General features: G+C 59.1%; 20 protein-coding genes. 14 read left to right on the top strand and 6 right to left on the bottom strand.

The window, feature by feature from the left end; genetic code table 11:
* Positions 1 to 13 precede the first annotated feature (13 nt).
* The 14 genes from Q4481_RS12095 (at position 14) to Q4481_RS12030 (ending at position 19525) form a co-directional block, all read left to right on the top strand.
* On the top strand, positions 14 to 1804 hold the full coding sequence (locus Q4481_RS12095; RefSeq protein WP_304376635.1) for a sensor histidine kinase: 1791 nt from the start codon (positions 14 to 16) through the stop codon (positions 1802 to 1804).
* Positions 1804 to 2265, top strand: a complete 462-nt coding sequence (locus Q4481_RS12090) for an HPr kinase/phosphorylase (RefSeq protein ID WP_304376634.1) — start codon at positions 1804 to 1806, stop codon at positions 2263 to 2265. Before Q4481_RS12095 ends, Q4481_RS12090 begins: the two co-directional genes overlap by 1 nt.
* A 148-nt stretch (positions 2266 to 2413) precedes the next feature.
* The gene (locus tag Q4481_RS12085; protein ID WP_304376633.1) at positions 2414 to 2815 is read left to right on the top strand and encodes a PTS sugar transporter subunit IIA; all 402 of its coding nucleotides are present in this window, start codon (positions 2414 to 2416) and stop codon (positions 2813 to 2815) included.
* Positions 2816 to 2823: 8 nt separating this feature from the next.
* Positions 2824 to 3096, top strand: a complete 273-nt coding sequence (locus Q4481_RS12080) for an HPr family phosphocarrier protein (RefSeq protein WP_304376632.1) — start codon at positions 2824 to 2826, stop codon at positions 3094 to 3096.
* 276 nt (positions 3097 to 3372) lie between these two features.
* The gene (gene ahcY / locus Q4481_RS12075; RefSeq protein WP_304376631.1) at positions 3373 to 4773 is read left to right on the top strand and encodes an adenosylhomocysteinase; all 1401 of its coding nucleotides are present in this window, start codon (positions 3373 to 3375) and stop codon (positions 4771 to 4773) included.
* A gap of 369 nt (positions 4774 to 5142) precedes the next feature.
* Entirely contained in the window at positions 5143 to 7617 is a 2475-nt protein-coding gene (locus tag Q4481_RS12070; protein ID WP_377353819.1) for a sensor histidine kinase, read from the top strand.
* A gap of 7 nt (positions 7618 to 7624) precedes the next feature.
* Positions 7625 to 9142 carry a tRNA (adenosine(37)-N6)-threonylcarbamoyltransferase complex ATPase subunit type 1 TsaE gene (tsaE, locus tag Q4481_RS12065; protein ID WP_304376630.1) on the top strand — a complete coding sequence of 506 codons (1518 nt, stop codon included), beginning with the start codon at positions 7625 to 7627 and terminating at the stop codon, positions 9140 to 9142.
* Between the two features lie 3 nt (positions 9143 to 9145).
* Positions 9146 to 9874: a nucleotidyltransferase family protein gene (locus Q4481_RS12060; RefSeq protein WP_304376629.1), complete on the top strand. Its 729-nt coding sequence runs from the start codon at positions 9146 to 9148 to the stop codon at positions 9872 to 9874.
* Positions 9871 to 13068: a double-strand break repair protein AddB gene (addB, locus tag Q4481_RS12055; RefSeq protein ID WP_377353704.1), complete on the top strand. Its 3198-nt coding sequence runs from the start codon at positions 9871 to 9873 to the stop codon at positions 13066 to 13068. The genes Q4481_RS12060 and addB overlap by 4 nt, the downstream gene beginning before the upstream one ends.
* On the top strand, positions 13061 to 16603 hold the full coding sequence (gene addA / locus Q4481_RS12050; protein WP_304376627.1) for a double-strand break repair helicase AddA: 3543 nt from the start codon (positions 13061 to 13063) through the stop codon (positions 16601 to 16603). The genes addB and addA overlap by 8 nt, the downstream gene beginning before the upstream one ends.
* Before the next feature lie 90 nt (positions 16604 to 16693).
* Positions 16694 to 17014 (top strand): thioredoxin, encoded by a 321-nt coding sequence (gene trxA / locus Q4481_RS12045; RefSeq protein WP_304376626.1) that lies wholly within the window; start codon positions 16694 to 16696, stop codon positions 17012 to 17014.
* Positions 17015 to 17117: 103 nt separating this feature from the next.
* Entirely contained in the window at positions 17118 to 17552 is a 435-nt protein-coding gene (gene arfB / locus Q4481_RS12040; protein WP_304376625.1) for an alternative ribosome rescue aminoacyl-tRNA hydrolase ArfB, read from the top strand.
* Between the two features lie 92 nt (positions 17553 to 17644).
* Positions 17645 to 18265, top strand: coding sequence for an alpha-ketoglutarate-dependent dioxygenase AlkB (locus Q4481_RS12035; protein WP_304376624.1), 621 nt, complete (start codon positions 17645 to 17647; stop codon positions 18263 to 18265).
* A gap of 33 nt (positions 18266 to 18298) precedes the next feature.
* On the top strand, positions 18299 to 19525 hold the full coding sequence (locus tag Q4481_RS12030; protein WP_304376623.1) for a glycosyltransferase family 87 protein: 1227 nt from the start codon (positions 18299 to 18301) through the stop codon (positions 19523 to 19525).
* Here the strand turns inward: Q4481_RS12030 and coaA are convergent.
* From coaA to Q4481_RS12000, 6 genes are read right to left on the bottom strand one after another with little or no spacing between them, the layout of a single operon-like run.
* Entirely contained in the window at positions 19511 to 20506 is a 996-nt protein-coding gene (gene coaA, locus Q4481_RS12025) for a type I pantothenate kinase (RefSeq protein ID WP_304376622.1), read from the bottom strand. The genes Q4481_RS12030 and coaA overlap by 15 nt on opposite strands.
* A complete protein-coding gene (locus Q4481_RS12020) occupies positions 20503 to 20826 on the bottom strand; it encodes a phosphoribosyl-ATP diphosphatase (RefSeq protein WP_304376621.1) in 324 nt (107 codons plus the stop codon). The genes coaA and Q4481_RS12020 overlap by 4 nt, the downstream gene beginning before the upstream one ends.
* A gap of 15 nt (positions 20827 to 20841) precedes the next feature.
* Positions 20842 to 21618 carry an imidazole glycerol phosphate synthase subunit HisF gene (gene hisF / locus Q4481_RS12015; RefSeq protein WP_304376620.1) on the bottom strand — a complete coding sequence of 259 codons (777 nt, stop codon included), beginning with the start codon at positions 21616 to 21618 and terminating at the stop codon, positions 20842 to 20844.
* Positions 21615 to 22349, bottom strand: coding sequence for a 1-(5-phosphoribosyl)-5-[(5-phosphoribosylamino)methylideneamino]imidazole-4-carboxamide isomerase (hisA, locus tag Q4481_RS12010; RefSeq protein ID WP_304376619.1), 735 nt, complete (start codon positions 22347 to 22349; stop codon positions 21615 to 21617). Before hisA ends, hisF begins: the two co-directional genes overlap by 4 nt.
* A gap of 1 nt (position 22350) precedes the next feature.
* Entirely contained in the window at positions 22351 to 23001 is a 651-nt protein-coding gene (hisH, locus tag Q4481_RS12005; RefSeq protein ID WP_304376618.1) for an imidazole glycerol phosphate synthase subunit HisH, read from the bottom strand.
* A gap of 1 nt (position 23002) precedes the next feature.
* Positions 23003 to 23479, bottom strand: coding sequence for a DUF2628 domain-containing protein (locus Q4481_RS12000; RefSeq protein ID WP_304376617.1), 477 nt, complete (start codon positions 23477 to 23479; stop codon positions 23003 to 23005).
* Positions 23480 to 23485: the final 6 nt, after the last annotated feature.

Here is a 23485-nt window from a genome sequence, read left to right as displayed (position 1 = left end):
CGAAGGATAGAGAATGAACGCAGTCGACTCCGGGATCGCTCCATCCAGAGAAGCATCCGGTCGCAATGGCAAGGGCCGACGCCGGTCCCCGTTCAGCCGCGCACTGACCTTCGTGCGACGGATTTTCGGTCATGCGCTTTTTTCCAGCCTGACGCGGCAGATCCTGTTCTTCAACCTCGTGGCGCTGGTCATTCTTGTTGCCGGTATCATGTATCTCAATCAGTTCCGCGAGGGGCTGATCGATGCCAAGGTCGAAAGCCTGCTGACCCAGGGCGAAATCATCGCTTCGGCCATCTCGGCCTCCGCTTCTGTCGATACCAACTCGATCACTATCGATCCGCAGAAGCTGCTGGAGCTGCAAGCGGGCCAATCCATCACGCCCGTCCCCAACGACGAGGATCTTGAATTTCCAATCGATCCGGAGCGGGTGGCGCCGGTGATGCGACGGCTGATTTCGCCGACCCACACCCGCGCCCGAATCTTCGATCCCGATGCCAATCTCATCCTGGATTCGCGCTTTCTCTATGCGCGGGGCCAGGTGCTGCGCTTTGATCTGCCACCGGTTACCGGAGAGTCCAAGCCCTTCACGGACCGGGTTTCGAGCTGGATCAACCGGATGCTGCAGCCCTCCAACCTTCCGGTTTACAAGGAAAGCCCCGGTGGCGACGGCATGATCTATCCGGAAGTCAAGAATGCCTTGACCGGGGTTCGCGGCGCCGTGGTTCGTGTCACCGAGAATGGCGAACTCATCGTTTCGGTGGCAGTGCCGGTCCAGCGTTTCCGCGCTGTTCTCGGTGTCCTCCTCCTGTCGACCCAGGCCGGCGACATCGACCAGATCGTCCATAGCGAGCGGCTCGCCATTCTGCGGGTGTTCGGCATTGCAACACTTGTGAACGTGGTCCTGTCGCTTATTCTCTCCTCGACAATCGCGAACCCGCTCCGGCGCCTGGCGGCCGCTGCAGTTCGTGTCCGCCGCGGCGTCAAATCGCGCGAGGAAATCCCGGACTTCTCGTTCCGCCAGGATGAAATCGGCAATCTTTCGGTGGCGCTGCGCGACATGACCAACGCGCTTTACGACCGGATTGCCGCGATCGAGAGCTTTGCCGCCGATGTCAGCCATGAGCTCAAGAACCCTCTCACATCGCTCCGCAGCGCCGTGGAAACCTTGCCTCTGGCCAAGAGCGATGAGTCCAAGAAGCGGCTGATGGATGTCATTCAGCATGATGTCCGCCGGCTGGACCGCCTGATCTCGGATATTTCGGATGCCTCCCGCCTCGATGCCGAACTGGCGCGCGCCGATTCCAAGCCGGTCAATCTCGAGACTTTGCTGACCGACCTCGTCAATATCGCCGGTGAAGTCAGATCGCGCGGGAAGACGGTTGCCGTCGATCTGGAGATCGAACGAAAGGGTGCGGCCAAGAACAATTTCGTCGTCAATGGTCACGACCTTCGCCTCGGGCAGATTGTTACCAATCTGATCGAGAATGCCCGTTCCTTCGTTCCGGTACAGGGCGGCCATATCGCGGTGACGCTGCGTCGTACCAAGAAGAACTGCATCATCGAGGTCGCCGATAACGGTCCCGGAATCGATGCCGAGAATATCGATCGCATCTTCGAGCGTTTCTATACGGATCGTCCCGAAAGCGAGGGCTTCGGGCAGAATTCCGGTCTGGGCCTCTCCATCAGTCGGCAAATCGCCGAAGCCCATGGCGGCACGCTCAAGGCGGAGAACATTATCGATGAGGAAGGCCGCCGCAAGGGCGCACGCTTCATCCTGACCTTGCCCGAAAAGGGCAAAGCCTGATGGAACCCGAACTGGTCCATGCCACCGCGATCGTTATCGGGTCCACCGGCCTGCTTCTGGTCGGCCCATCGGGAAGCGGAAAATCCACAAAGGCGCTGCAGCTCATGAGTACGGCTCGCCGGGCTGCGCATTTTGCCGCACTTGTGAGCGATGATCAGGTTTTTCTCGAGATCCGGAACGACAGGGTGATTGCAACGGCCCCAGCAACGATCCGGGGCAAGATCGAGGTCCGCGGAACCGGAATCGCGGCGATCCCATCCATAGACCTGGCCGAATTGAATTACGTCGTCCGTTTGGAATTCATCAATGCTTCCAACCGGATACCGAACGACGATGCGATCTGGACCTCCGCGGGGGGAATTTCGCTGCCCCTCATCACGCTCGATCGCTCGACGCCGGATCCCTATGCGGTGCTTGAAGCATTCCTGCCCGGATTTCCGGTCCTGACACCCAATTCATGACCAACCTTAGGCCTAGGGAGAGCATTTTGTGCTTGAACTTCCGCCTTTCCTTGCCATGATGGCCGCCCGGACAGTGGACGAGGCAGGGGAATTGGGCTAACAGCAGCGCCCAATCGTCACCTGAGGGAATTGAGGAGCTCACCCAAGCATGATCGGACTGGTGCTGGTAACGCATGGCCATCTGGCCGACGAGTTCAGATCAGCCTTGGAGCATGTGGTTGGGCCGCAGAAGGCGATCGAAACCATTTCGATCGGCCCGGAGGACGATATGGATGTCCGCCGGCAGGATATTCTCAATGCCGTCACCGCCACGGATGACGGCAATGGCGTCATCATTCTGACCGACATGTTCGGTGGAACGCCGTCCAACCTCTCCATTTCGGCCATGTCGCGCGGCAATATCGAAGTGATTGCCGGCATGAACCTTCCGATGTTGATCAAGCTTGCCGGCATTCGCGGCGAGAACAACATGCAGAAGGCGCTCGTCGATGCATCCGAAGCCGGTCGCAAATATATCTATGTCGCCAGCCGCGTGCTGAACGGAAAGTAAGACGAACGATGCGTTTGGAACGCGAAATCCCCATCATCAACAAGCGCGGCCTGCATGCGAGAGCATCGGCAAAATTTGTCCAGACCGTCGAAAATTTCGATGCGGAAATCCAGGTCTCGAAAGACGGGATGACCGTCGGTGGCACGTCCATCATGGGACTGATGATGCTGGCGGCGGGCCCTGGATCCTCTATCATGGTGTATGCATCCGGCAACCAGGCTGAGGAAGCGCTGGATACGATCACGGCACTGATCGCCGACAAGTTCGGCGAAGAGATGTAGTCGCCGGCCGCATCTTAAGCGGCTGGATGGCCACCGACGATCCAAACAAGAACATAGAAGACAAATCCGGCGATCTGAACGGAAGGTCAGGCCGAGTAACGGCGCCTGCCATGCGTTGACCCTTGGCATTAACCGACGGTTCAGGACATATAAAGACTTCTTTATGTCCTTATTGCCTATCCATGAATTTCCTGATAGATGAGGCCATCCCGCATTCTGGGGCGCTTCAGGCTGCGCCCGGCGAACTTGTCCCTTGGGACCATTCTGGAGATTCACATGACTGCAAACAAAGACTATCTGGTCGCCGATATCGGTCTTGCCGATTTTGGCCGCAAGGAAATCGACATCGCTGAAACCGAAATGCCGGGCCTGATGGCCGCTCGCGCCGAATATGGCGAGAAGAAGCCGCTCAAGGGCGCCCGCATCACCGGTTCGCTGCATATGACGATCCAGACCGCCGTCCTCATCGAAACGCTGGTTGCGCTCGGTGCGGAGGTGCGCTGGGCCTCGTGCAACATCTTCTCGACCCAGGACCACGCCGCTGCAGCGATTGCCGCTGCCGGTATCCCGGTGTTTGCCGTCAAGGGTGAAACGCTCGAAGAATACTGGACCTACACCGACCAGATCTTCCAATGGGCCGATGGCGGCTTCTCCAACATGATCCTCGATGACGGTGGTGATGCCACCATGTACATCCTGCTCGGCGCTCGCGCCGAAGCCGGTGAGGATGTTCTCTCGAACCCGGGTTCGGAAGAAGAAGAAATCCTGTTCGCCCAGATCAAGAAGCGCCTCAAGGCTTCGCCGGGCTGGTTCACCAAGCAGCGCGATGCGATCAAGGGTGTGACCGAGGAAACCACCACCGGCGTTCATCGTCTTTACCAGCTTTCGGAAAAGGGCCTGCTTCCTTTCCCGGCCATCAATGTCAACGACTCGGTCACGAAGTCGAAGTTCGACAACAAGTATGGCTGTAAGGAATCGCTGGTTGACGGTATCCGCCGCGGCACCGACGTTATGATGGCCGGCAAGGTCGCCGTCGTCTGCGGTTACGGCGATGTCGGCAAGGGTTCGGCAGCCTCGCTGCGCGGCGCCGGCGCCCGCGTCAAGGTCACCGAAATCGATCCGATCTGCGCGCTTCAGGCCGCCATGGACGGTTTCGAAGTCGTCAAGCTCGAGGATGTCGTCTCGACGGCCGATATCTTTATCACCGCAACCGGCAACAAGGACGTCATTCGTCTCGACCATATGCGCGAGATGAAGGACATGGCGATCGTCGGCAACATCGGTCACTTCGATAACGAGATCCAGGTCGCAGGCCTGCGCAATCTGAAATGGACCAACATCAAGCCGCAGGTCGACATGATCGAGTTCCCGAAGGGCAACCGCATGATCCTGCTTTCGGAAGGCCGTCTCCTCAACCTTGGAAACGCCACCGGCCATCCGTCTTTCGTGATGTCGGCATCGTTCACCAACCAGGTTCTCGGCCAGATCGAGCTGTTCAACAACACCGGCGAATACAAGAATCAGGTCTATGTTCTGCCGAAGCATCTCGATGAAAAGGTCGCGCGCCTTCACCTTGAAAAGCTTGGCGTAAGCCTCACCGAACTTTCGGACGAACAGGCCGGCTATATCAATGTCGAAAAGTCGGGTCCGTTCAAGGCGGAACACTACCGCTATTAATTCTGTCGATAACAGATACAACATATTGACGGCCGCGCAGAATCGCTTCTGCGCGGCCGCTTTTTTAGGTCAATGCCTTCCCGCTCCCGGGGCAAGATAGTATGGTTTTAACCATGATTCGAATGGCGCCATCATCCGTGGGCGAACGGAGATGGTGCCAAGCCCGAACGAGGCGGGACGGAATCATCAGCCCGTGAATGAGTTGCGAGGCGAACGGGATGACGGTTCATGAAGCCGTCGTGGAACGCGTTGAACCAGCGCTTTTCGATCCCGGTCAGGACGATTGAGCAGATGGCGGACAATGCGGGGACTGGCCTGATGAATTCGGGATGCGAACAGGATTCGGCACAGCGAAACCGGGTGGATTGCATGGGCAATCGCACGATTTCACAAAAGACCGGACGACTTGCATGGATGCGAGCGCTGATCGGCGCGAGCGCCTTGATGCCGTTGCCCGCTTTGGCGGCTGAACCTGCAGCGCGCCGGTGGTTCTCCACCATCGATATTGTCGGCATGGCCACGGCAGCTGGGCTGCTGTCGGTATCCGTCATCGCGGCCTTCGTCTTTCTCCGTAAACGCAACGTCGTCGAAAACCAGAATCGCGAGATCCGTTCTGCCCTTTATGACGCCCAGTCGCGGATTTCCCGCTATGAGGCCCTGATCGCCGACAAGAACCGCCGCATTGTCATCTGGGACGCGGTCACCAACCAGCCTGAACAGATCGGCCAACTGCCCCTGGAAACCGGCGCTCCGGCGGGCGAGAGCGAATTTCTGGCCTTCGGCCGCTGGATCAAGCCACGCTCGGCCGGCGAACTGGAAAATGCCATCGAGAAGCTCCGCAGCAACGCGACGGGTTTTGACCTGATGGTCGAAACGCAGCGCGACGAAGTGCTGGAAGCGCAGGGCTGGGTCTCGGGTGGCCGCGCCTTCGTTCGTTTCGTCGCACTCAACAATCTCCGGGCTGAGGTTGCCGAACTGCAGATCGAATGCGGGCGTCTGAAATCCTCCATCCGCAGCTTCGAGGCGCTGCTCGACACCGTCGATATGCCAAGCTGGCAGCGCAATGGCGAGGGCGAACTGGCCTGGGTCAATGGCGCTTATGCCGAGGCGGTGTCCGCAGCCAGCCCGGGCGAAGCCGTCGCGGCCCGCAAGGAACTGCTCGAAACGGCAACGCGGGAGAAGATCCGCGCCCTCAGCAACCCCGTTTCGCCCTTTCACGACAAGGTCGCCACCGTCGTTCATGGCAATCGTGCCTTCTTCGATGTTGTGGATGTGAAGACTCCCACCGGCTCGGCTGGACTGGCCGTCGATGTCACGCAGTCGGAAGCCGTGCGCGACGAACTGAGCCGTACGATCAAGAGCCATGCCGAGACGCTCGATATGCTTGCCACCCCGGTTGCGATCTTCGACGATCGGCAGGTGCTGCAATTCTATAACCAGGCGTTCCGGGAATTATGGTCGCTCGACGCCGCTTTCCTTGATTCGCGCCCCGGTCATGGCGAATTGCTCGATCGACTTCGCGCGGCATCGCGCCTTCCCGAACAGTTGAACTGGAAGAGCTGGAAGGAAAACATCCTCTCCGTCTATCGCTCCTTCGAAACGCTGACCGATGTCTGGCATATGCCGAACGGCCAGACGCTTCGGGTGTTCGCGACGGCAAGGCCCCAGGGTGGCGCTACCTGGGTGTTCGAAAACCTCACCGAGCAGGTCGATCTCGAGACGCGCTACAACACGCTTCTGAAAGTCCAGGGTGAAACGATCGACCACCTCGCCGAAGGCGTGGCGGTGTTCTCGCCCGATGGCCGTATCACTTTGTCCAACCCCGCCTTCCGCGCCATCTGGGGCGTGACGGCGAAAGAAGCCGAACCGGGCACGCATATTCGCGATATCGAAGTGGCTTGCCAGGCTTCGCATGACGGGCCGGACGGATGGAAATATTTCTCCCGTATCATCACCTCCTTTGACGACGAGCGGGTGCAGTCCTCCGGCAAACTCGAACTCAAGACCGGCCTGGTGCTCGATTTCGCCGTTATTCCGCTGCCGAATGCGCAGACGATGCTGACCTTCGTCAACGTCACCGATTCGGTTCTTGCCGAGCGGGCGCTCAAGGACAAGAATGAGGCCCTGCGCAAGGCGGACGAACTCAAGAATGCCTTCGTGCAGCACGTCTCCTATGAACTGCGGTCCCCGCTCACCAACATCATCGGCTTCACCGATCTGTTGCGGACACCGGGCATGGATCCGCTGACCAACCGGCAGGCGGAATATCTCGACCATATCTCCAACTCGTCGTCGGTCCTCTTGACGCTGGTCAATGATATTCTCGATCTTGCAACGGTCGATGCCGGCATCATGGAACTCAACTACGAAACGGTTCGTATCGGCGATCTGCTCGATGAAGTCTCCCTGCAGATCGCGCACCGCCTCCAGGAAAATGACGTCACGCTCAATATCCTCGCGGACAATGATCTCGGCACCATTCTGGCCGATCATCAGCGCCTCAAGCAGATCTTCATCAAGCTCCTCACCAACGCGGCGAACTTTGCCCCCGATGGTTCGATCATCGGCCTGCGCTGCTGGCGCGAGGACGATGATTTCGTCTTCAGCGTTTCCGATTCCGGTCCCGGTATGACACCGGAAATGCAAGCCAAGATATTCAATCGATTTGAATCCGATGGACGCGGCGGTCGCAAGTCCGGCGCCGGACTGGGGCTTGCAATCGTCGAAAGCTTCGTCAACCTGCACCGTGGGTCGATATCGGTCGATTCGGCGCCGGGTCTCGGCACCCGAATCACGTGCCGGATTCCGGCCCTGGGAGGCCTGAGGGCTACGGCAGCTGAATGAGTTTTGGATGACGCGTTTTTCGATTTTTCTGGCTGATGAAGCAGCCACCATCAATCTTGGCGAGGATCTGGCCCTGACCGTTGGGGTCGGGGATTGCCTGGCGCTCCATGGCGATCTCGGTGCCGGCAAGACCACGCTGTCGCGTGCGCTGATCCGCGCGATGGCCGGCGATCCGGCTCTCGAAGTTCCCAGTCCGACCTTTACGTTGGTTCAGACTTACGATGCGCGCATTCCGATTTCGCATTTCGATCTTTATCGCATCGGCTTTGAAAGCGAACTCGATGAATTGGGTCTGGACGAAGCGCTCGAGCGTGGTGCCGCTCTCATCGAATGGCCGGAAAAAGCCGGTTCGCGACTGCCGGCAAACGCAATCCATGTCGAGATCGTGCACGAGGGCGCTGGTCGCCAGCTGACAATCACCTGCAATGCCGGTCGATTTGCCGAGCGGTTTGAACGCGTGCAACTCATTCGCGCCTTCCTCGATCAGCATGGCATGAAGGGCGGTCATCGGCGGTTCCTGACCGGCGATACCTCGTTCCGCTGTTACGAGCGATTGACGAGTGTCGATGGAAAGCCGTTCGTTGTCATGGATTCGCCGGCCCGCCCCAACGGACCGCCGATCAGGGATGGCAAGCCCTATTCGCAGCTGGTCCATCTCGCAGAAGATGTGAAACCATTCATCGCGGTTGGCAATTATCTGCGTTCGATTGGGCTTTCGGCGCCCGAGATTCATGCGACCGACATCGATCAGGGGATCATGCTGATCGAAGATCTCGGATCCCAGGGCGTGCTCGACGCCGAGGGTCGGCCCATTCCGGAGCGGTATGAGGAATCCGTCCGCTGCCTTGCGGATTTCCATCGCCGTCAGCCACCGGCCGACTTGCCGGTCGAAGGCGGGCTCATGCACCCCTTGCCGCATTTCGATCGGACCACTCTGAAATTCGAGGCTGAGGTGCTCCTGGACTGGCATCTGCCCTGGCGCCGCGGAACGCAGGCGACCGAAGCCGAGAAACAGGAATATCTGGCAATCTGGGACCATCTGATCGACGAGCTCTCGGATGTGGAAACCAACCTCGTCCTGCGCGATTTCCATTCGCCCAACATCATGTGGCTTGCCGAACGGCAGGGGTTCGACCGCGTTGGTATCATCGATTTCCAGGATGCGATCATCGGCCCATCGTCCTATGACGTGGTTTCCATCGCACAGGATGCCCGCGTGACCGTCGAACGTTCATTGATGGACCGCCTGCTTGAAACCTATCTTGCAACGCGCGAAGCGCAGGGCCAGGGTTTCGATCGCGCACTGTTTCTCAAATCCTTCGCGATCATGTCTGCCCAGCGCGCCTGCCGTCTCAACGGTCTCTGGGTGCGCCTGAAGGAACGCGACGGCCTGAACGGCTATATGCGCCATATGCCGCGAACGCTCTGGCATCTCGGTATGGCTTTCGAACATCCGGTGACAGCACCGCTCAAGGACTGGTGCCAGAAGGTCGGCATTACCACCAACGCCACGCCGGAAGGCTGAACCATGGTGGTCGAAAACGCCATGGTTCTGGCAGCTGGTCTGGGAACGCGCATGCGCCCGATCACGGACAGGATGCCTAAGCCGCTGGTGCCGATCGCCGGAAAGCCTCTCATCGACTATGCGCTTGATCACCTTCGCGAAGTCGGTTGCCGGCAGGTCGCCGTCAATGTCCATTACTTTGCCGAGCAGATGGAAGCGCATCTTAGCGCCATCGATGATCTCGACATCGTCATTTCCGATGAACGTTCCGAGCTCTTGAATTCCGGCGGCGGCCTGGTGAAGGGTTTGAAGCTGCTGCCCGTTGGCCCGACCTTTGTTATGAATGCGGATCTGTTCTGGGTCGGCGAAGCGCGAGGTGAGCCATCCAACCTCGCGCGGCTGGCTTCCTTTTACGATCCCGCGACCATGGATATGGCCATGCTCGTGGTTCGCAACGAAGACACGACTGGGCATAATGGCAAGATCGATTTCTCGATGGATGTCGACGGGCGGTTGCGCCGTTACGACGGAAGCGGGGAAGGCGTTATCTATGCCGGCGCCATTCTTCTTGATTCCGGTCTGTTTGCCGATGCGCCTGAGGGGGCGTTCAACCTAAATATCTATTTCGACCGCGCAATTGCGGCCGGGCGTCTCTATGGCTTGATGCTGGAGGGGCATTGGATCACGGCCGGTACACCCGATGCCATCGGTCCCGCCGAAAATGCCGTCCGACGCTTTGGCCGGAGTGGATGATCATGGCTGCGGGCAGGATTTTCACGATCGGCCCAAGCGAAGATTTTCTCGCTGTGCTGGCGCGCTCCCTCCTCGATGGGCGTCTGGTGAAGGGGTTTCGCTACGATCCAAGCGATCCGCTTCAGCTCGCAAAGGTCAAGATATACTTACCTACACGACGAGCCGCCCGTGTGCTGCGCTCAGAGTTCGTATCCCTGCTGGGTGGTCGTTCGGCTATCTTGCCGGAAATCCGGCCGCTCGGCGAGGTCGATGAAGATGCGGGCTTCTTCGATGAAACCTCACTCAGCGATGATCTTTCGCTGCCGCCGCCGATTTCGCCTTTGGCAAGGCTGGTTGAACTCGGCGTGCTGGTTCTCGGCTGGCGCAACAGCCTGCCCGATGCCATTCGCGATATCCATCAGGATTCACCGCTGGCGGCCCCAGCCAGTCCGGCCGATGCGATCTGGCTGGCCAAGAGCCTTGCCGATCTGATCGACGGTATCGAAACGGAAGAAACCGGCTGGCAGGGTCTTGATGCGGTCTCCTATGACAATCAGGCCGTCTGGTGGCAGTTGACCGACCGGTTCCTCCGGATTGCGCGCGACTATTGGCCGGCGCGCCTGGCGGAACTCGATCGTTCTTCGCCTGCCTTTTACCGCAATGCCCTGTTGCGGGCGGAAGCGGAGCGTCTGCGCAACCTGCCGGCGATGGGGCCGACCATCGTTGCGGGCTCGACAGGCTCCATTCCGGCGACCGCGGATCTGATGGCCGCCATCTTCGGCCACGAGCAGGGAACGATCGTTCTGCCCGGCCTCGATCTGACACTCACGGAAGCCCAGTGGAGCCTCGCGGGCGCGCTTCAACCCGATGGCAGCCGGAACGGTGATCCATCGAGCCGCAGTCATCCGCAATATGGCCTGCATCAGTTGCTATCGAAGCTAAAGGTCACGCGTGCCGATGTCGTGGATCTCGGTACATCTCTTTTCGATATGGCTTACAGAGAAAACGCACTGTCGGTCGCTTTTCTGTCAGCCGATGCGGCAACCAATCAGCATGAATGGCGAACCTCGCTTCCCGAAAAAGCACTGGAAGCCGCAAGTGCCGAACTGGCTCTGGTCGAGGCTGCCAATGAGCGTGAGGAAGCGTTGGCGATCGCCATTGCACTCAAGCTGGGTCTTGCTGCCCGCAAGGATAGCCAGGTGGCCCTGATCACGCCGGATCGCGATCTGGCTCGACGGGTCTCCGCTGAACTGCGCCGTTTCGGAATCGAGGCTGACGATTCAGCCGGTGCACCGCTCATGACCTCGCACCATGGCAATCTGGTTCGGCTGGTTTTGGAAACCGTATTGCGGCCGGGCGATCCGGTGGCTCTTGCAAGCCTGATCAAGCATCCGCTCGTCCGCCTTGGCAGGCCGGCGGAGGAAATGTCCAGATTGGCCGACAGACTGGAATTGCTCTGCCTGCGCGGCGGCACAAGCCCGGCAGAGATTGCCGATCTGCAGCAGCTCGTGCGCGATTCCCATCAACGTCTGACCGAGGCAAGTTACAGCAAGATCTGGCAACAGCCGCTCAAGGATCCCGAGACGTTTGAAAGCATCCTCGCGCTCGCCCAAGATATCGAAAGTGCCGTCGAACCGCTCGCAAGCAAGCTTGCCTCCCTTTCAGGTCTTTATGTTCGTCCCGACTTTCCATTCTCGGAATGGGCGTCCGCAACGGGTAGGGTGCTTGAAGCTCTTTGCCGGGACGAATTCGGTAATCTCGCCAATCTCTGGGCCAATGAGGCAGGTGATGCTCTCGCTTCGATGCTAGGCGAGCTGATGGACAATGGTGGTGCCATGACGGCGACGGGCCCGCAATGGGTGGATGTCATGACGGCGCTTCTTGCCGGCCAGGGCATCAAGCCGAAAGCGATGTCGCATCCGCGCGTCTTCATCTGGGGGACGCTTGAGGCGCGCCTGCAACGTGTCGATCTCCTCGTGCTGGGTGGTTTGAACGAAGGCATCTGGCCCGCAAAGACCGCCAACAATCCGCTGCTGTCGCGGACGATGAAGACGGGAATCGGTCTTGAACCGCCGGAACGCCGTATCGGCCAGTCGGCCCATGATTTTGTCATGGCCCTCGGGACGGAGAATGTGGTTCTGACCCGCTCGCTGCGCCAGTCCGGCGCCCCTTCGGTGGCCTCTCGGTTTCTGCAGCAGCTGTTGTCCGTGTTCGGCGATGATATCGCAAAGGCGATGAAGCAGCGTGGCCAGCTTTATCTCGATCATGCCGAACAGGTCGATATCGGCCCTCGGCAGGAATTTGCAACAAGGCCGGATCCTCGCCCGCCGGCTGAAAAGCAGCCGACGCGCTATTCCTTTTCGGAAGCCGGTAAATTGCGCCGCGATCCCTATTCCATCTATGCCCATCGGGTGCTGCGGCTCGATCCGGTCGATCCCTACAATGTCGATCCCGGCGCTGCCGAACGCGGCACGATATACCATGCCATCGTCGAGCGTTTCATCAAGGAGGAGCATGATCCGGCTTCACCGCAGGCGATGGATATCATGCGGAGGCTGGCCGAAGAGGTATTCTTTGAAGCCGCTCTTCCAGCCCATGTCGAAGCGATCTGGAAGCCGCGTTTTCTGGACGTTGCTGCCCCCTTCCTCAAGGCTGAACGGGAGCGGCATCCGACCATTTCCAGAAGCGTCGTCGAGGCGCGTGCGGGAATTGCGCTGGCTGGCGGACAGATTTCCCTGACCGGTCGTGCCGACCGGATCGATATCCGAGAGGATGGCAAGGCGGATATCATCGATTACAAGACGGGATCTTCGCCATCCTCCAAGGAGGCGCGCACACTTCTCGATCCGCAACTCTCTCTCGAGGCGGCAGCGCTGAGACTGGGTGGCTTCAAGGATCTACCCGCGCTCGAGACCGAGGACCTTCTTTACTACCGTCTGCGTCCCGGTGCCGGCTTCCGGATCGATACGGTCAACAATGAGAAAAGTGCGCGAACCAAGGAAGAGGATCGCCGCTCTGCCAATGATCTCGCCGATCAGGCCCTTCTGCAGATGATCCGGCTGACGACGTCCTTGCGGGAAGGCAAGAATGGCTTCAAGTCGCGCGTTGCTCCCTTCAAGGATCGCGACTATGGCGGCGAATACGACCATCTGGCGCGCGTTTCCGAATGGTCATCGGCAGACAGCGATGAAGCCGGGGAGGGCGATGATGTCTGAACCCGGTTCAGCCCCGCCAATGCAAAAGGACGAAACGGCGCGCTTGCAGAATCTCGCGTCCGATCCGCGCCGCTCGGCCTGGGTGTCGGCCAACGCCGGCTCCGGCAAGACCCATGTTCTCACCCAGCGCGTCATCCGTCTGATGCTTGCCGGTGCCAGACCCTCGTCCATCCTCTGCCTCACCTATACGAAGGCCGCGGCGTCTGAAATGTCGAACCGGGTCTTTGATCGCCTGTCGCACTGGACATCGCTCGACGATGTTGCGCTGGGTGCCGAGATTGCGGCCATGGAAGGGAATGAGGCGACTCCGGCTAAGATTGCCGAGGCGCGCCGCCTGTTCGCGCGCGCACTGGAAACGCCGGGTGGGCTGAAGATCCAGACCATTCACGCTTTCTGTGAATCCCTACTGCATCAGTTTCCGCTCGAAGCCAATGTGGCCGGGCATTTTGAAGTGCTGGATGATGTGCGCCAGCAAAGCCTTCTCGCCGAAGCGCGCCGCACATTGCTCACGGCAACGCAGATGGAGACCCATAAAGCGTTAGCCAAGGCTTTCCATGAAGTCCTGTCGATCGCCGATGAAAGCGGGCTCGAGCGGCTGCTCGATGATATCGTTGGACAACGCAGCGCGATTTCGGGATTCCTGGGCTGGGCGCGGAAGCAGGAGAGTCTCAAGTCCGCGTTGGCGCGCGCGCTTGGCCTTCATCCGGACGATTTGTCCGAGGAGGCAATCGCGGTTCGCGCTTCCAGTCTTCCTGGTCTCGAGGATCACCGGCTTCAGGCCTATATTGCTCTGTGCGAGGAGAAAGGCGGCGCTAAGGTCAAGGAAACGGCAACGAAACTCGCTGCCGCGCAAAGAGAGCCTGACGCGGTTTCCCGTTTTCTGATCCTGAAGGACGCGTTTCTCAAGAAAACGGACGAACAGCCCTATGCGGACGGGTCCCTCTTTTCCGCCGCGATGGCGAAAGCGGATCCGTTGCTCTGCGAAACGATCGGTGCGCTGCGTTATGCGATCTTCGACCTCTGGCAGTCTTTCAAGACGGCGCGAATGGTCAAGGCAACGGAAGCAGCCCTCGTTCTGGCGGATACGTTAATTTCCGCTTACGAAAAACTGAAACGCGAACGTGCCTTCCTCGATTTCGACGATTTCATCGCCAGTACCGTGGCTCTGCTCGCCAAGCAGGATATTGGCACCTGGGTCCATTTCAAGCTCGACCAGGGTATCGACCATATTCTTGTCGATGAGGCGCAGGATACCAGCCCGCCGCAATGGGACATCATCCGCTCGCTTGCGTCGGAATTCTTTGCCGGCGAAGGAGCAAGGCCTGTCAACCGCACGATCTTTGCTGTCGGTGACGAGAAACAGTCGATCTATTCCTTCCAGGGAGCCCGGCCGGAGCGTTTCGCGCTCGAGCGCGCGGGCATGGAGGCGAGGGCACGCACGGCCGAGAAGCCGTTCGAACCGCTCAATCTGAGAATATCCTTTCGCTCGACCGACGACGTCCTGTCGGCTGTCGATGGCGTTTTCGAATCCCCCGATCATGCCCGTGGTCTCAACGCGCTGGGTGAACCGATCCAGCATGTCTCCAACCGCATTGGTCACGCCGGCGCGGTGGATATCTGGGACATCATCGCCGAGGAGGCCTCCGATGAGGAGGACGAGGATTGGCTGGCTCCTTTCGACCGGTTGCCCGAGACCTCTTCCGCAAGCGAGCTTGCCCGCCGCATGGCGGCATGCATTGGCGAGATGGTTGGCCGGCAGGTGATCGCATCGCGCAAAGGGCCAAAACTGGTTTCCGCCGGCGATATTCTTGTACTGGTGCGAAAGCGGGATGCCTTTGCCGCAGCGCTTGCCAAGGAACTGAAGCGGAGCACCAATGTACCGGTCGCCGGAACCGACAGACTTGTCCTGTCGAGCCATATAGCGATCCAGGATCTGATGGCGCTTGGGCGTTTCGTCACGCTGCCGGAAGATGACCTTTCACTGGCCGCCCTCATCAAGAGCCCGCTTCTCGATCTGGGCGAAGCCGATCTCTATGAACTCGCCGCCGAACGTCAGGAAGACGAAACCGTCTGGCAGGCGTTGACGCGGCTGAGCGAGGGTTCAGAACCCTGGCAACGCGCCTTTGTGCGCCTCAATCGCTGGAAGGTACTGGCGCGCCTGGCTAGGCCGCATGATTTCTATGCCGATCTTTTGGCGAGGGATGGCGGACGCCGGCTGTTTCTCGCCCGTTTCGGTCACGAAGTCAGCGATGTGCTCGATGAATTTCTCAATTTCGCGCTGGCTCATGAACAGGCCGGCCTGCCGGGACTTACGAGTTTCATTGCCACGCTCGAAACCGAATCGCCCGAAATCAAGCGCGAACAGGACAAGGGACGCGAAGAAGTCCGCATCATGACCGTTCATGCCTCCAAGGGGCTTGAGGCGCCGGTCGTTTTCCTTGTCGATGGCGGCTCAAAACCGTTCGACAAGACCTTGTTGCCGAAGCTGCGCGTGGTGAAGACAAAAGGACCGATCAGCGAAATACCGCTCTGGATTCCGGGAAAATCCTACCAGAATCCGATCAGCGACGAAGATGACGAACGGTTGAAGGCAAGCGCCGAAGAAGAATATCGCCGTCTTCTCTATGTCGGCATGACGCGAGCATCCGATCATCTCATCGTCTGTGGCTATCGCAAGAAGCGCGACAATGAGGGAACCTGGGCCAAGATGGTCACAACCGCACTTTCGCAGCGGTCTGATGTTTGCGAGCCAGTGGAATTCACGGCAGGCTCGCATTGTTGGGCAGGCTGGAAATGGCGTAAGTCGAGGGTGACAGATCAGGGTGCTGTTCAAAGCGAGACGAAAACGGCACTCCGGACCCCCATCGACATCAAAGCCCTGATGGCACCCTTGCCGAAAGACCGGTCGCTGCCGCGTCCGCTGGCCCCGTCCGGCTCTGGGCCGTTTGTCGACGAAACCAGCGGCGACATGATTGTCGGTTCGCCGCTTTTCGATTTCAAGCCGCGATCCACCGGTTCCTTCGTTGCCGGACGAATCACCCATCGTCTTTTTCAGACCTTGCCGGATCTTCCGGAAACAAAACGGGCCGCAGCGGCAGAAACCTATCTCAAGCGCGCGCTGCCGCTCTGGCCGGGGAGGGAGAGGGAGGCGCTTGCGACGCGGATCCTTTCGATTCTCGCAGACCCCCTGCTTTCAGCACTGTTCAGCGGCCCGGCGCGATCGGAAGTCTCGATCATGGGCACCGTCCATCTGGCCGGACAGGAATTTGCTGTTTCCGGTCGGGTCGACCGGCTGGGACAGAACGAGAAGGACGTGTTCATTCTCGACTACAAGACCGGGCGGCAGCCGCCGCGCGACCGTTCCACGATCCCTCTGATGCACAAGTCGCAACTTGCGCTCTACCGCGAGGTATTGCGTCCTATTTATCCGGGCAAGGAGATCCGTTGCCTGCTGCTCTATACCGCCGGCCCGGATCTTTATTCTCTGAACGATGACGAACTTGAAAAAGCGCTGCTTGATATTTCGCGGGATTGATTTACCCCATTGAAAAACGGCATCCGCATACACACATAGCAAACTACCGATATTTCAAGCGCCAGGCGCAGGATCGAAAGGAGCATCCCAATGGCAACTGTAAAGGTTGACAGCAACAATTTCCAAACCGAAGTTCTCAACTCCGCCGAACCTGTCGTGGTTGATTTCTGGGCCGAATGGTGCGGCCCCTGCAAAATGATCGCGCCGGCGCTCGAAGAAATCTCCAACGAACTCGGCGGCAAGGTGAAGATCGCCAAGCTCAATATCGATGAGAACCCGCAACTGGCTGCCCAGTTCGGTGTTCGCTCCATCCCGACGCTCGCCATGTTCAAGGGCGGTCAGGTTGCCGATATCAAGGTCGGCGCTTCGCCGAAGACGGCTCTGTCGGCCTGGATCAACGGCGCGGCCTGATACGTCGCCCGAAATGCTCTCTCTTCAGAAAGCCCGGATTCCGGGCTTTCTTTTATGGTGATCCTGGCCGATAGACGGAGAGATTGTTTTTTGGGAGCAAGCCGTGGCCTCCGACCCGCTCTATATCGATGACAGGATCGTGATCGCCGGTTGGGAACTGACCGAGTCCTTCGTGTTGGCCTCCGGACCGGGCGGCCAGAATGTCAACAAGGTTGCCACCGCCGTCGAATTGCGTTTCGACCTGCGCAACTCCCCCTCGCTCAACGAACGAATCAAGTCCAATGCCAGTCGCATTTTCGGCTCGAAGCTCACCAAGGACGGTGTCGTCGTTCTCTTTTCGGCGCGCTTCCGTTCCCAGGATCGAAACCGGGACGATGTGCGCGAGAAGCTCAGGGATCTGATCACCAAGGCGAACGAGCCACCGCCGCCACCGCGCAAGAAGACCAAACCCACGCGAGGTTCTGTCGAGCGACGTCTGAAAGCCAAGTCGGGTCGCGGCGAGGTCAAGAAAATGCGCGGCAAGATCGAATCGGATTGAGCGATCCATCGCAATGTCGAATCCGTAAGCATCGAGGGCGAAAGTGATTCGCCACATGATCGTTACGAACCCATCACTGAAACGGTGTTGCCATGCTCGTGCTGCCGAAGGGAATCCGCCATATTCCGGGTCTGCTTGCCCGTGATGACCAGGAAGCCCTGCTTGCCGATATCCGACAGGTGGTTGCCGATTCCCCGCTTTTCACGCCTGTCATGCCGAGAAGCGGTCAACCGATGTCGGTCCGGATGACCAATTGTGGGTCGCTCGGATGGGTGACGGACAAGGAACGCGGCTATCGTTATCAGCCTACCCATCCGTTCACCAACAGGCCCTGGCCGGCAATCCCCGATCGGCTGCTGAAACTCTGGGAAGACTATTCCGGCTGCGATCTCGCGCCGGAGGCCTGTCTTGTCAATTATTATGGGCCCGAAGCCAAAATGGGCCTGCATCAGGACCGCGACGAAAAAGAACTGTCGGCGCCGGTGCTGTCCATCTCGCTCGGCGATGCATGCCTCTTCCGGGTCGGTGGCTTGCGCCGCGAGGAACGCACGGTTTCCTTCCGGCTGGAAAGCGGCGATCTCGTCCTGATCGGCGGCGAAAGCCGTCTCGCCTTCCATGGTGTCGACCGGATCTATCCGGGCACCTCGGCGCTCCTCAAGGCGCCAGGCCGGATCAACCTGACTTTACGACGTGTCAATCCATCCTCCGTATAAGTCTCCTCATGCCGATGCCGCTGAGGAAGACCCGTGCAAGAAAGTGACTGGAAGGGCGATTTTGAAACGCTGCCCCGTTTGCGCAGCAGCGCCGACATCCGTTTCGCATTTCTGGTTGTGCTTGCTGGCCTTCTGATCGGCATCCACTATCACATCGGCCTGTGGACCTTGCTGGACAATGGCTTCTCCGAAATGTCGGAGCGGCTTCCCTATTGGGATTTCACCAATCTCTGGGCTGGCGGCCTGATGGCAAGACAGGGCCATGCCGATTGGCTTTTTGATGTCGAGCAATACCGCTCCGCGCTGCGATCCATGTTTTCTCCGGATCTGCCGAATCAGGAATGGAGTTATCCGCCTTCGATTCTCCTGATTGGTGTTCCTCTGAGTTATCTGCCTATCGGCTGGGCCTATATTGTCTGGATCCTCGGCAGTTTGATCGCACTGGCATTTGCGCTACAGTGCCTCAAACTGGACTGGCGCCTGTTGCTTGTAGCCCTTCTGTCGCCCGCCGCTTTCATGAGTGCTCTTTTTGGCCAGAATGGAATTGTCACGGCAGCCCTTCTGATTGGCTGCTTTCACTTCGCCGATCGCCGTCCCATCCTTTCCGGAATCCTTGCGGGCCTGCTCACGGTCAAGCCGCAACTCGGCATCCTTATTCCCTTTGTCTATATTGCCAGCGGAAATCTGCGCGGTTTTCTCTCTGCCTCCGTGACCACCATCCTGCTGGTTCTGATTTCGGGGTCGATTTTCGGTTTCGCGATCTGGCAGGGCTTCTTTCTGGAAACGCGGCCGTTGATGTCCATGATCATGGAGGCACCCTATCCGCAGCTATACCACGCCAACGCACTGACATTCTTCATAATGGCGCGCTCACTTGGTCTGGACCTCTTCTGGTCCTACACATTTCAGGCGTTGATCTCGCTCGTTGCCATTCTTGCTGTCTGGCGGCTTTGGAGTATCAATCCGCGGGATAATCTGGCGCGACAGTCTCGAATCGTCTTCACGGCGCTATTGGCCCTGCTCGCAACACCCTACGGCTACACCTATGATGCGGTCCCATTCTCCATCGCGGTCGCATGGTGGTTCCTGATCGGACGCTCGCCCAACCGCATTCTCTTCTGTCTTCTGTGGCTGTTTCCCGAATTCACCCATCTGGCCAACTATTTCGGCATCGGTCTTGGAATTCTGTTTCCAGCGGGACTGGCTCTTTATGCCTGGCACGACATGCGGAAAGAGACACCTGTGCTACAACTTGCGTAGCGATACCTTCTCGACCAGGTGATTCTCACCTTTCTGCAGGATGAGGTCGGCGCGCGGACGTGTCGGCAGAATGTTCTGCCTGAGGTTCTTGAGGTTGATGTTCTGCCAGAGCCCTTCGGCAATCGCACGTGCCGATGTCTCGGAGATCGTCGCATAGCGATTGAAGAAGGATTGCGGGTTCTTGAACGCAGTCTGCCGCAGGTCCATGAAACGCTTGACATACCAGTTGTGGATCAGTTCCTCCTCGGCGTCGATATAGATCGAGAAATCGAAGAAGTCCGACACCATCGGCACGATTTTGCCATCGGCCGGCAGATCACGCGGTTGTAGCACGTTGATACCCTCGAAGATCAGGATATCCGGCCGGTCGACGATCTGGAACTGGTCTGGCAGCACATCATAGGTCAGGTGGGAATAGAGCGGTGCCGGCACCAGCGCCTGACCGGCCTTGATCGCCGACAGGAATTTCAGCAGCGCCGGCATGTTGTAGCTCTGCGGAAAACCCTTGCGATCCATCAGGTTTTCCCGTTGCAGCACGGCATTGGGATGCAGAAATCCATCGGTGGTGATGAGATCCACTTTCGGGCTTGATGGCCAGCGCGACAGAAGTTCCTTCAGAACGCGGGCGGTCGTCGACTTTCCGACGGCAACCGATCCGGCAATGCCTATGACAAAAGGGGTCTTCTGATCGTCGGCCAGATTGAGGAATCGCTTTCGCTGTTCGAACAGGATCTGCGAACTCTCGACATGGGCCGACAAAAGCCGCGACAGGGACAGATAGATGCGCCGCACCTCGTCCAGATCGATCGGGTCGTTGAGCGAGCGCAGGCGCCGGACTTCGTCTTCCGAAAGCGTCAGTGGTGTGTCGGCGCGGAACTTGGCCCATTCATCGGCGGAGAAGAACCGGTAGGGTGAGTAATCCTCGTTCTGAAGATGATCCAGCGGAATGCCACTCTCTTTCAGTTTCGTTTCCCTGTTCATGACGGTGTCCGGCTGTTCTTCTCGGCAATACCGGATTGGCCGGTTCGCCGGGCAAGTTCGTCCATCACATCCGAAAGCGGGATTTTGGCAATCCCGAGAACGACGAGCAGGTGATAGAGCAGGTCTGCGGCTTCTGCCGTCAGATTGGAACGGTCATCCGCAATCGCTGCGATCACTGCTTCCACGGCCTCTTCGCCAAGTTTCTTTGCGGCCCGTTGCTGTCCCGCAGCATAGAGTTTCGCGGTCCAGGATTCCTCCGGCGATGCCTTCGCACGGGAGGCAACGATCGCTTCGAGGTCGGCAAGGCTGAACTGGCTCATTCGCAGACTTTCGCGTTAGTCGAGACGCATGGCGATGCCGTGCTCAGCCATGTATCGCTTGGCTTCGCCGATCGTATAGGTTCCGAAGTGAAAAATCGAGGCTGCAAGTACAGCCGTTGCATGGCCATCGCGGATGCCTTCAACCAGATGGTCAAGCGTTCCGACGCCGCCCGAAGCGATGACCGGCACATGCACGGTATCGGCGATCGTCCGCGTCAGGCCGAGATCATAGCCGGTCTTCTGCCCGTCCTGGTCCATCGAGGTCAGGAGCAGTTCGCCGGCGCCGCGCTCCACCATCTTGTGGGCAAACTCCACCGCATCGATGCCGGTCGGATTGCGACCGCCATGGGTGAAGATCTCCCACCGGTCCGTCTCGCCCGGCTTGGAAACTTTCTTGCAATCCAGTGAGGCGACAATGCACTGGTCGCCGAACTTGTCGGCGGCTTCGGCAACGAAGTCCGGGTTTTTCACCGCAGCCGAATTGATCGATACCTTGTCGGCACCGCAGAGCAGCAGCTTGCGAATATCGGCAAGTGTGCGGACGCCACCGCCCACCGTCACCGGCATGAAACAATGGTCCGCCGTGCGGGCGACAACGTCGAAGATGGTCTCGCGATTGTCGGAAGAAGCGGTAATGTCGAGAAAGCAGAGCTCGTCAGCGCCGGCGGCATCATAGGCGATCGCCGCTTCGACCGGATCGCCGGCATCGATGAGATTGACGAAGGAGACGCCCTTGACGACGCGACCGTCCTTCACATCCAGACAGGGAATGACGCGGGCCTTGAGTGTCATCCTTTGCCTCCCTTGAGAATGTTCAGCGCTTCGGCCGGATCGATACGGCCATCATAGAGCGCCCGGCCGGAAATGGCGCCTTCGAGGATGGCGGCATCCGGTTCGGCAAGCCGGCGAATGTCATCGAGCGAAGCAAGCCCACCCGAAGCGATGACCGGAATGGAGACGGCGCGCGCCAGCTCAAGCGTCGAGGCCCAGTTGATGCCGGCCAGAATGCCGTCGCGATCGATATCGGTATAGATGATCGCTGCAACGCCGGCACCTTCGAACCGTTTTGCCAGTTCGATCACGCCGAGTTCGGAGGCTTCTGCCCAGCCTTCGACGGCGACCTTGCCACCCTTCGCATCGATACCCACGGCCACGCGCCCCGGAAAGGCCTTGCAGGCTTCGATGACAAGCGCCGGATCACGCACGGCGACCGTGCCGAGAATGACGCGGGCAAGGCCTTTCGACAGCCAGGCCTCGATATGATCGAGGCTGCGGATGCCGCCGCCGAGCTGAACCGGGTTGCGCGTCGCCTTCAGGATGGCTTCGACCGCAGCACCGTTAACGCTTTCGCCGGCAAAGGCACCGTTGAGATCCACCACATGCAGCCACTCGAAACCCTGATCCTCGAAAGCCTTTGCCTGCGCGGCCGGATCGGGATTGTAGATCGTTGCCTGTTCCATATCGCCGAGCTTGAGGCGAACGCACTGGCCGTCTTTGAGATCAATTGCCGGAAAGAGGATCATGTCAGGGCGTCCAGGTCAGGAAGTTGCCGATCAGGCGAAGGCCAAGTGACTGGCTTTTTTCGGGGTGGAACTGCGCGCCGGCCATATTGTCGCGCGCAACGAAGGCGGTCACCGGCCCACCGTAATCGGTGGTCGCCACGATATCGGCGGCCTGTTCGGCGGCGAGGTGATAGGAATGGACGAAATAGGCATGCAGGCCCGCTTCGCCGGTGGTGATCCCGTCAAACAGCGGATGCGGCCGCTTGAGGTCCAGAGTGTTCCAGCCGATTTGCGGAATCTTGAGCGACGGATCGTTGGGCTGCATCAGCACCACGTCACCCTTGATCCAGCCAAGGCCTTCGGTGACGGTCTTTTCGAGGCCGCGGCTCGACATCAGCTGCATGCCGACGCAGATACCGAGGAAGGGGCGTGCCTTGTTTTCGACCACGTCCCGCAGGGCTTCGACCATGCCCGGCACGGCATCGAGGCCACGGCGGCAATCGGCATAGGCCCCGACGCCGGGCAGCACGATCCGGTCGGCACTTGCCACGCGCTCGGCCTTGTCGGTCAGTTCGACTTCATAGTTGAGGCCTGATTCACGTGAAGCACGTTCGAAGGCCTTGAGCGCCGACCGCAGATTTCCAGATCCGTAATCGATGATTGCCACGCGCATGTCAGCGTCCTCCGTAAGGCCCGATCAGGCCAAGAGCGAGCGAGGGTCTGTCCGTGCCACTGGGCGACCGGCCCTTTTGTGTCATTGCCGGGGCGGCTTCCTCGCTTTCGCTTTCCTCAACGCGGCTGAAATAGGAAAGTTCGGCGTCATCGAGCGACGGCGCCAGCACGACATCATCGAGGATCCAGCCCTTGCGGCGCAGGACTTCGGCCCGGATATGCCCACCTTCAAGACCGACCCAGAGACTGATGATTACCGAAAAGGCAAGCGGCAGGATTTCCATATTGTAGAGGTCGGCCGCCACGATGGAAAAGAGGTAGAGAAGGAAGACAAACGCTGCCGGCCACCAGAGCCGTCGGAACAGGAGCCAGGGCAGCGGCAGAAGAAACCGGATCCAGGAGAAGCCATCGCGAATGAATTTCGTCTCAAGTTCCTTCCGCCAGGATGCGGTCGGAACGAGCACATAGTAACGCTTCATCGTCAC

This window comes from Fluviirhizobium alvei (assembly GCF_030551875.1).
Lineage (GTDB): Bacteria > Pseudomonadota > Alphaproteobacteria > Rhizobiales > Rhizobiaceae > Rhizobium_E > Rhizobium_E alvei.
Note: the sequence above shows the minus strand (reverse complement) of the source record. Positions and strands in the feature narration are given on the sequence as shown.

Excerpts from the sequence above, each read along its gene's own strand:
- Q4481_RS12080 (WP_304376632.1), top strand. The coding sequence starts at position 2,824 with ATGCGTTTGGAACGCGAAATCCCCATCATCAACAAGCGCGGCCTGCAT.
- Q4481_RS12035 (WP_304376624.1), top strand. The coding sequence starts at position 17,645 with ATGCTCGTGCTGCCGAAGGGAATCCGCCATATTCCGGGTCTGCTTGCC.
- Q4481_RS12060 (WP_304376629.1), top strand. The coding sequence starts at position 9,146 with ATGGTGGTCGAAAACGCCATGGTTCTGGCAGCTGGTCTGGGAACGCGC.
- ahcY (WP_304376631.1), top strand. The coding sequence starts at position 3,373 with ATGACTGCAAACAAAGACTATCTGGTCGCCGATATCGGTCTTGCCGAT.
- coaA (WP_304376622.1), bottom strand. The coding sequence starts at position 20,506 with ATGAACAGGGAAACGAAACTGAAAGAGAGTGGCATTCCGCTGGATCAT.
- hisF (WP_304376620.1), bottom strand. The coding sequence starts at position 21,618 with ATGACACTCAAGGCCCGCGTCATTCCCTGTCTGGATGTGAAGGACGGT.
- Q4481_RS12000 (WP_304376617.1), bottom strand. The coding sequence starts at position 23,479 with ATGAAGCGTTACTATGTGCTCGTTCCGACCGCATCCTGGCGGAAGGAA.
- hisA (WP_304376619.1), bottom strand. The coding sequence starts at position 22,349 with ATGATCCTCTTTCCGGCAATTGATCTCAAAGACGGCCAGTGCGTTCGC.
- Q4481_RS12020 (WP_304376621.1), bottom strand. The coding sequence starts at position 20,826 with ATGAGCCAGTTCAGCCTTGCCGACCTCGAAGCGATCGTTGCCTCCCGT.
- Q4481_RS12090 (WP_304376634.1), top strand. The coding sequence starts at position 1,804 with ATGGAACCCGAACTGGTCCATGCCACCGCGATCGTTATCGGGTCCACC.
- trxA (WP_304376626.1), top strand. The coding sequence starts at position 16,694 with ATGGCAACTGTAAAGGTTGACAGCAACAATTTCCAAACCGAAGTTCTC.
- tsaE (WP_304376630.1), top strand. The coding sequence starts at position 7,625 with ATGACGCGTTTTTCGATTTTTCTGGCTGATGAAGCAGCCACCATCAAT.
- Q4481_RS12095 (WP_304376635.1), top strand. The coding sequence starts at position 14 with ATGAACGCAGTCGACTCCGGGATCGCTCCATCCAGAGAAGCATCCGGT.
- hisH (WP_304376618.1), bottom strand. The coding sequence starts at position 23,001 with ATGCGCGTGGCAATCATCGATTACGGATCTGGAAATCTGCGGTCGGCG.
- addA (WP_304376627.1), top strand. The coding sequence starts at position 13,061 with ATGTCTGAACCCGGTTCAGCCCCGCCAATGCAAAAGGACGAAACGGCG.
- Q4481_RS12085 (WP_304376633.1), top strand. The coding sequence starts at position 2,414 with ATGATCGGACTGGTGCTGGTAACGCATGGCCATCTGGCCGACGAGTTC.
- addB (WP_377353704.1), top strand. The coding sequence starts at position 9,871 with ATGATCATGGCTGCGGGCAGGATTTTCACGATCGGCCCAAGCGAAGAT.
- Q4481_RS12070 (WP_377353819.1), top strand. The coding sequence starts at position 5,143 with ATGGGCAATCGCACGATTTCACAAAAGACCGGACGACTTGCATGGATG.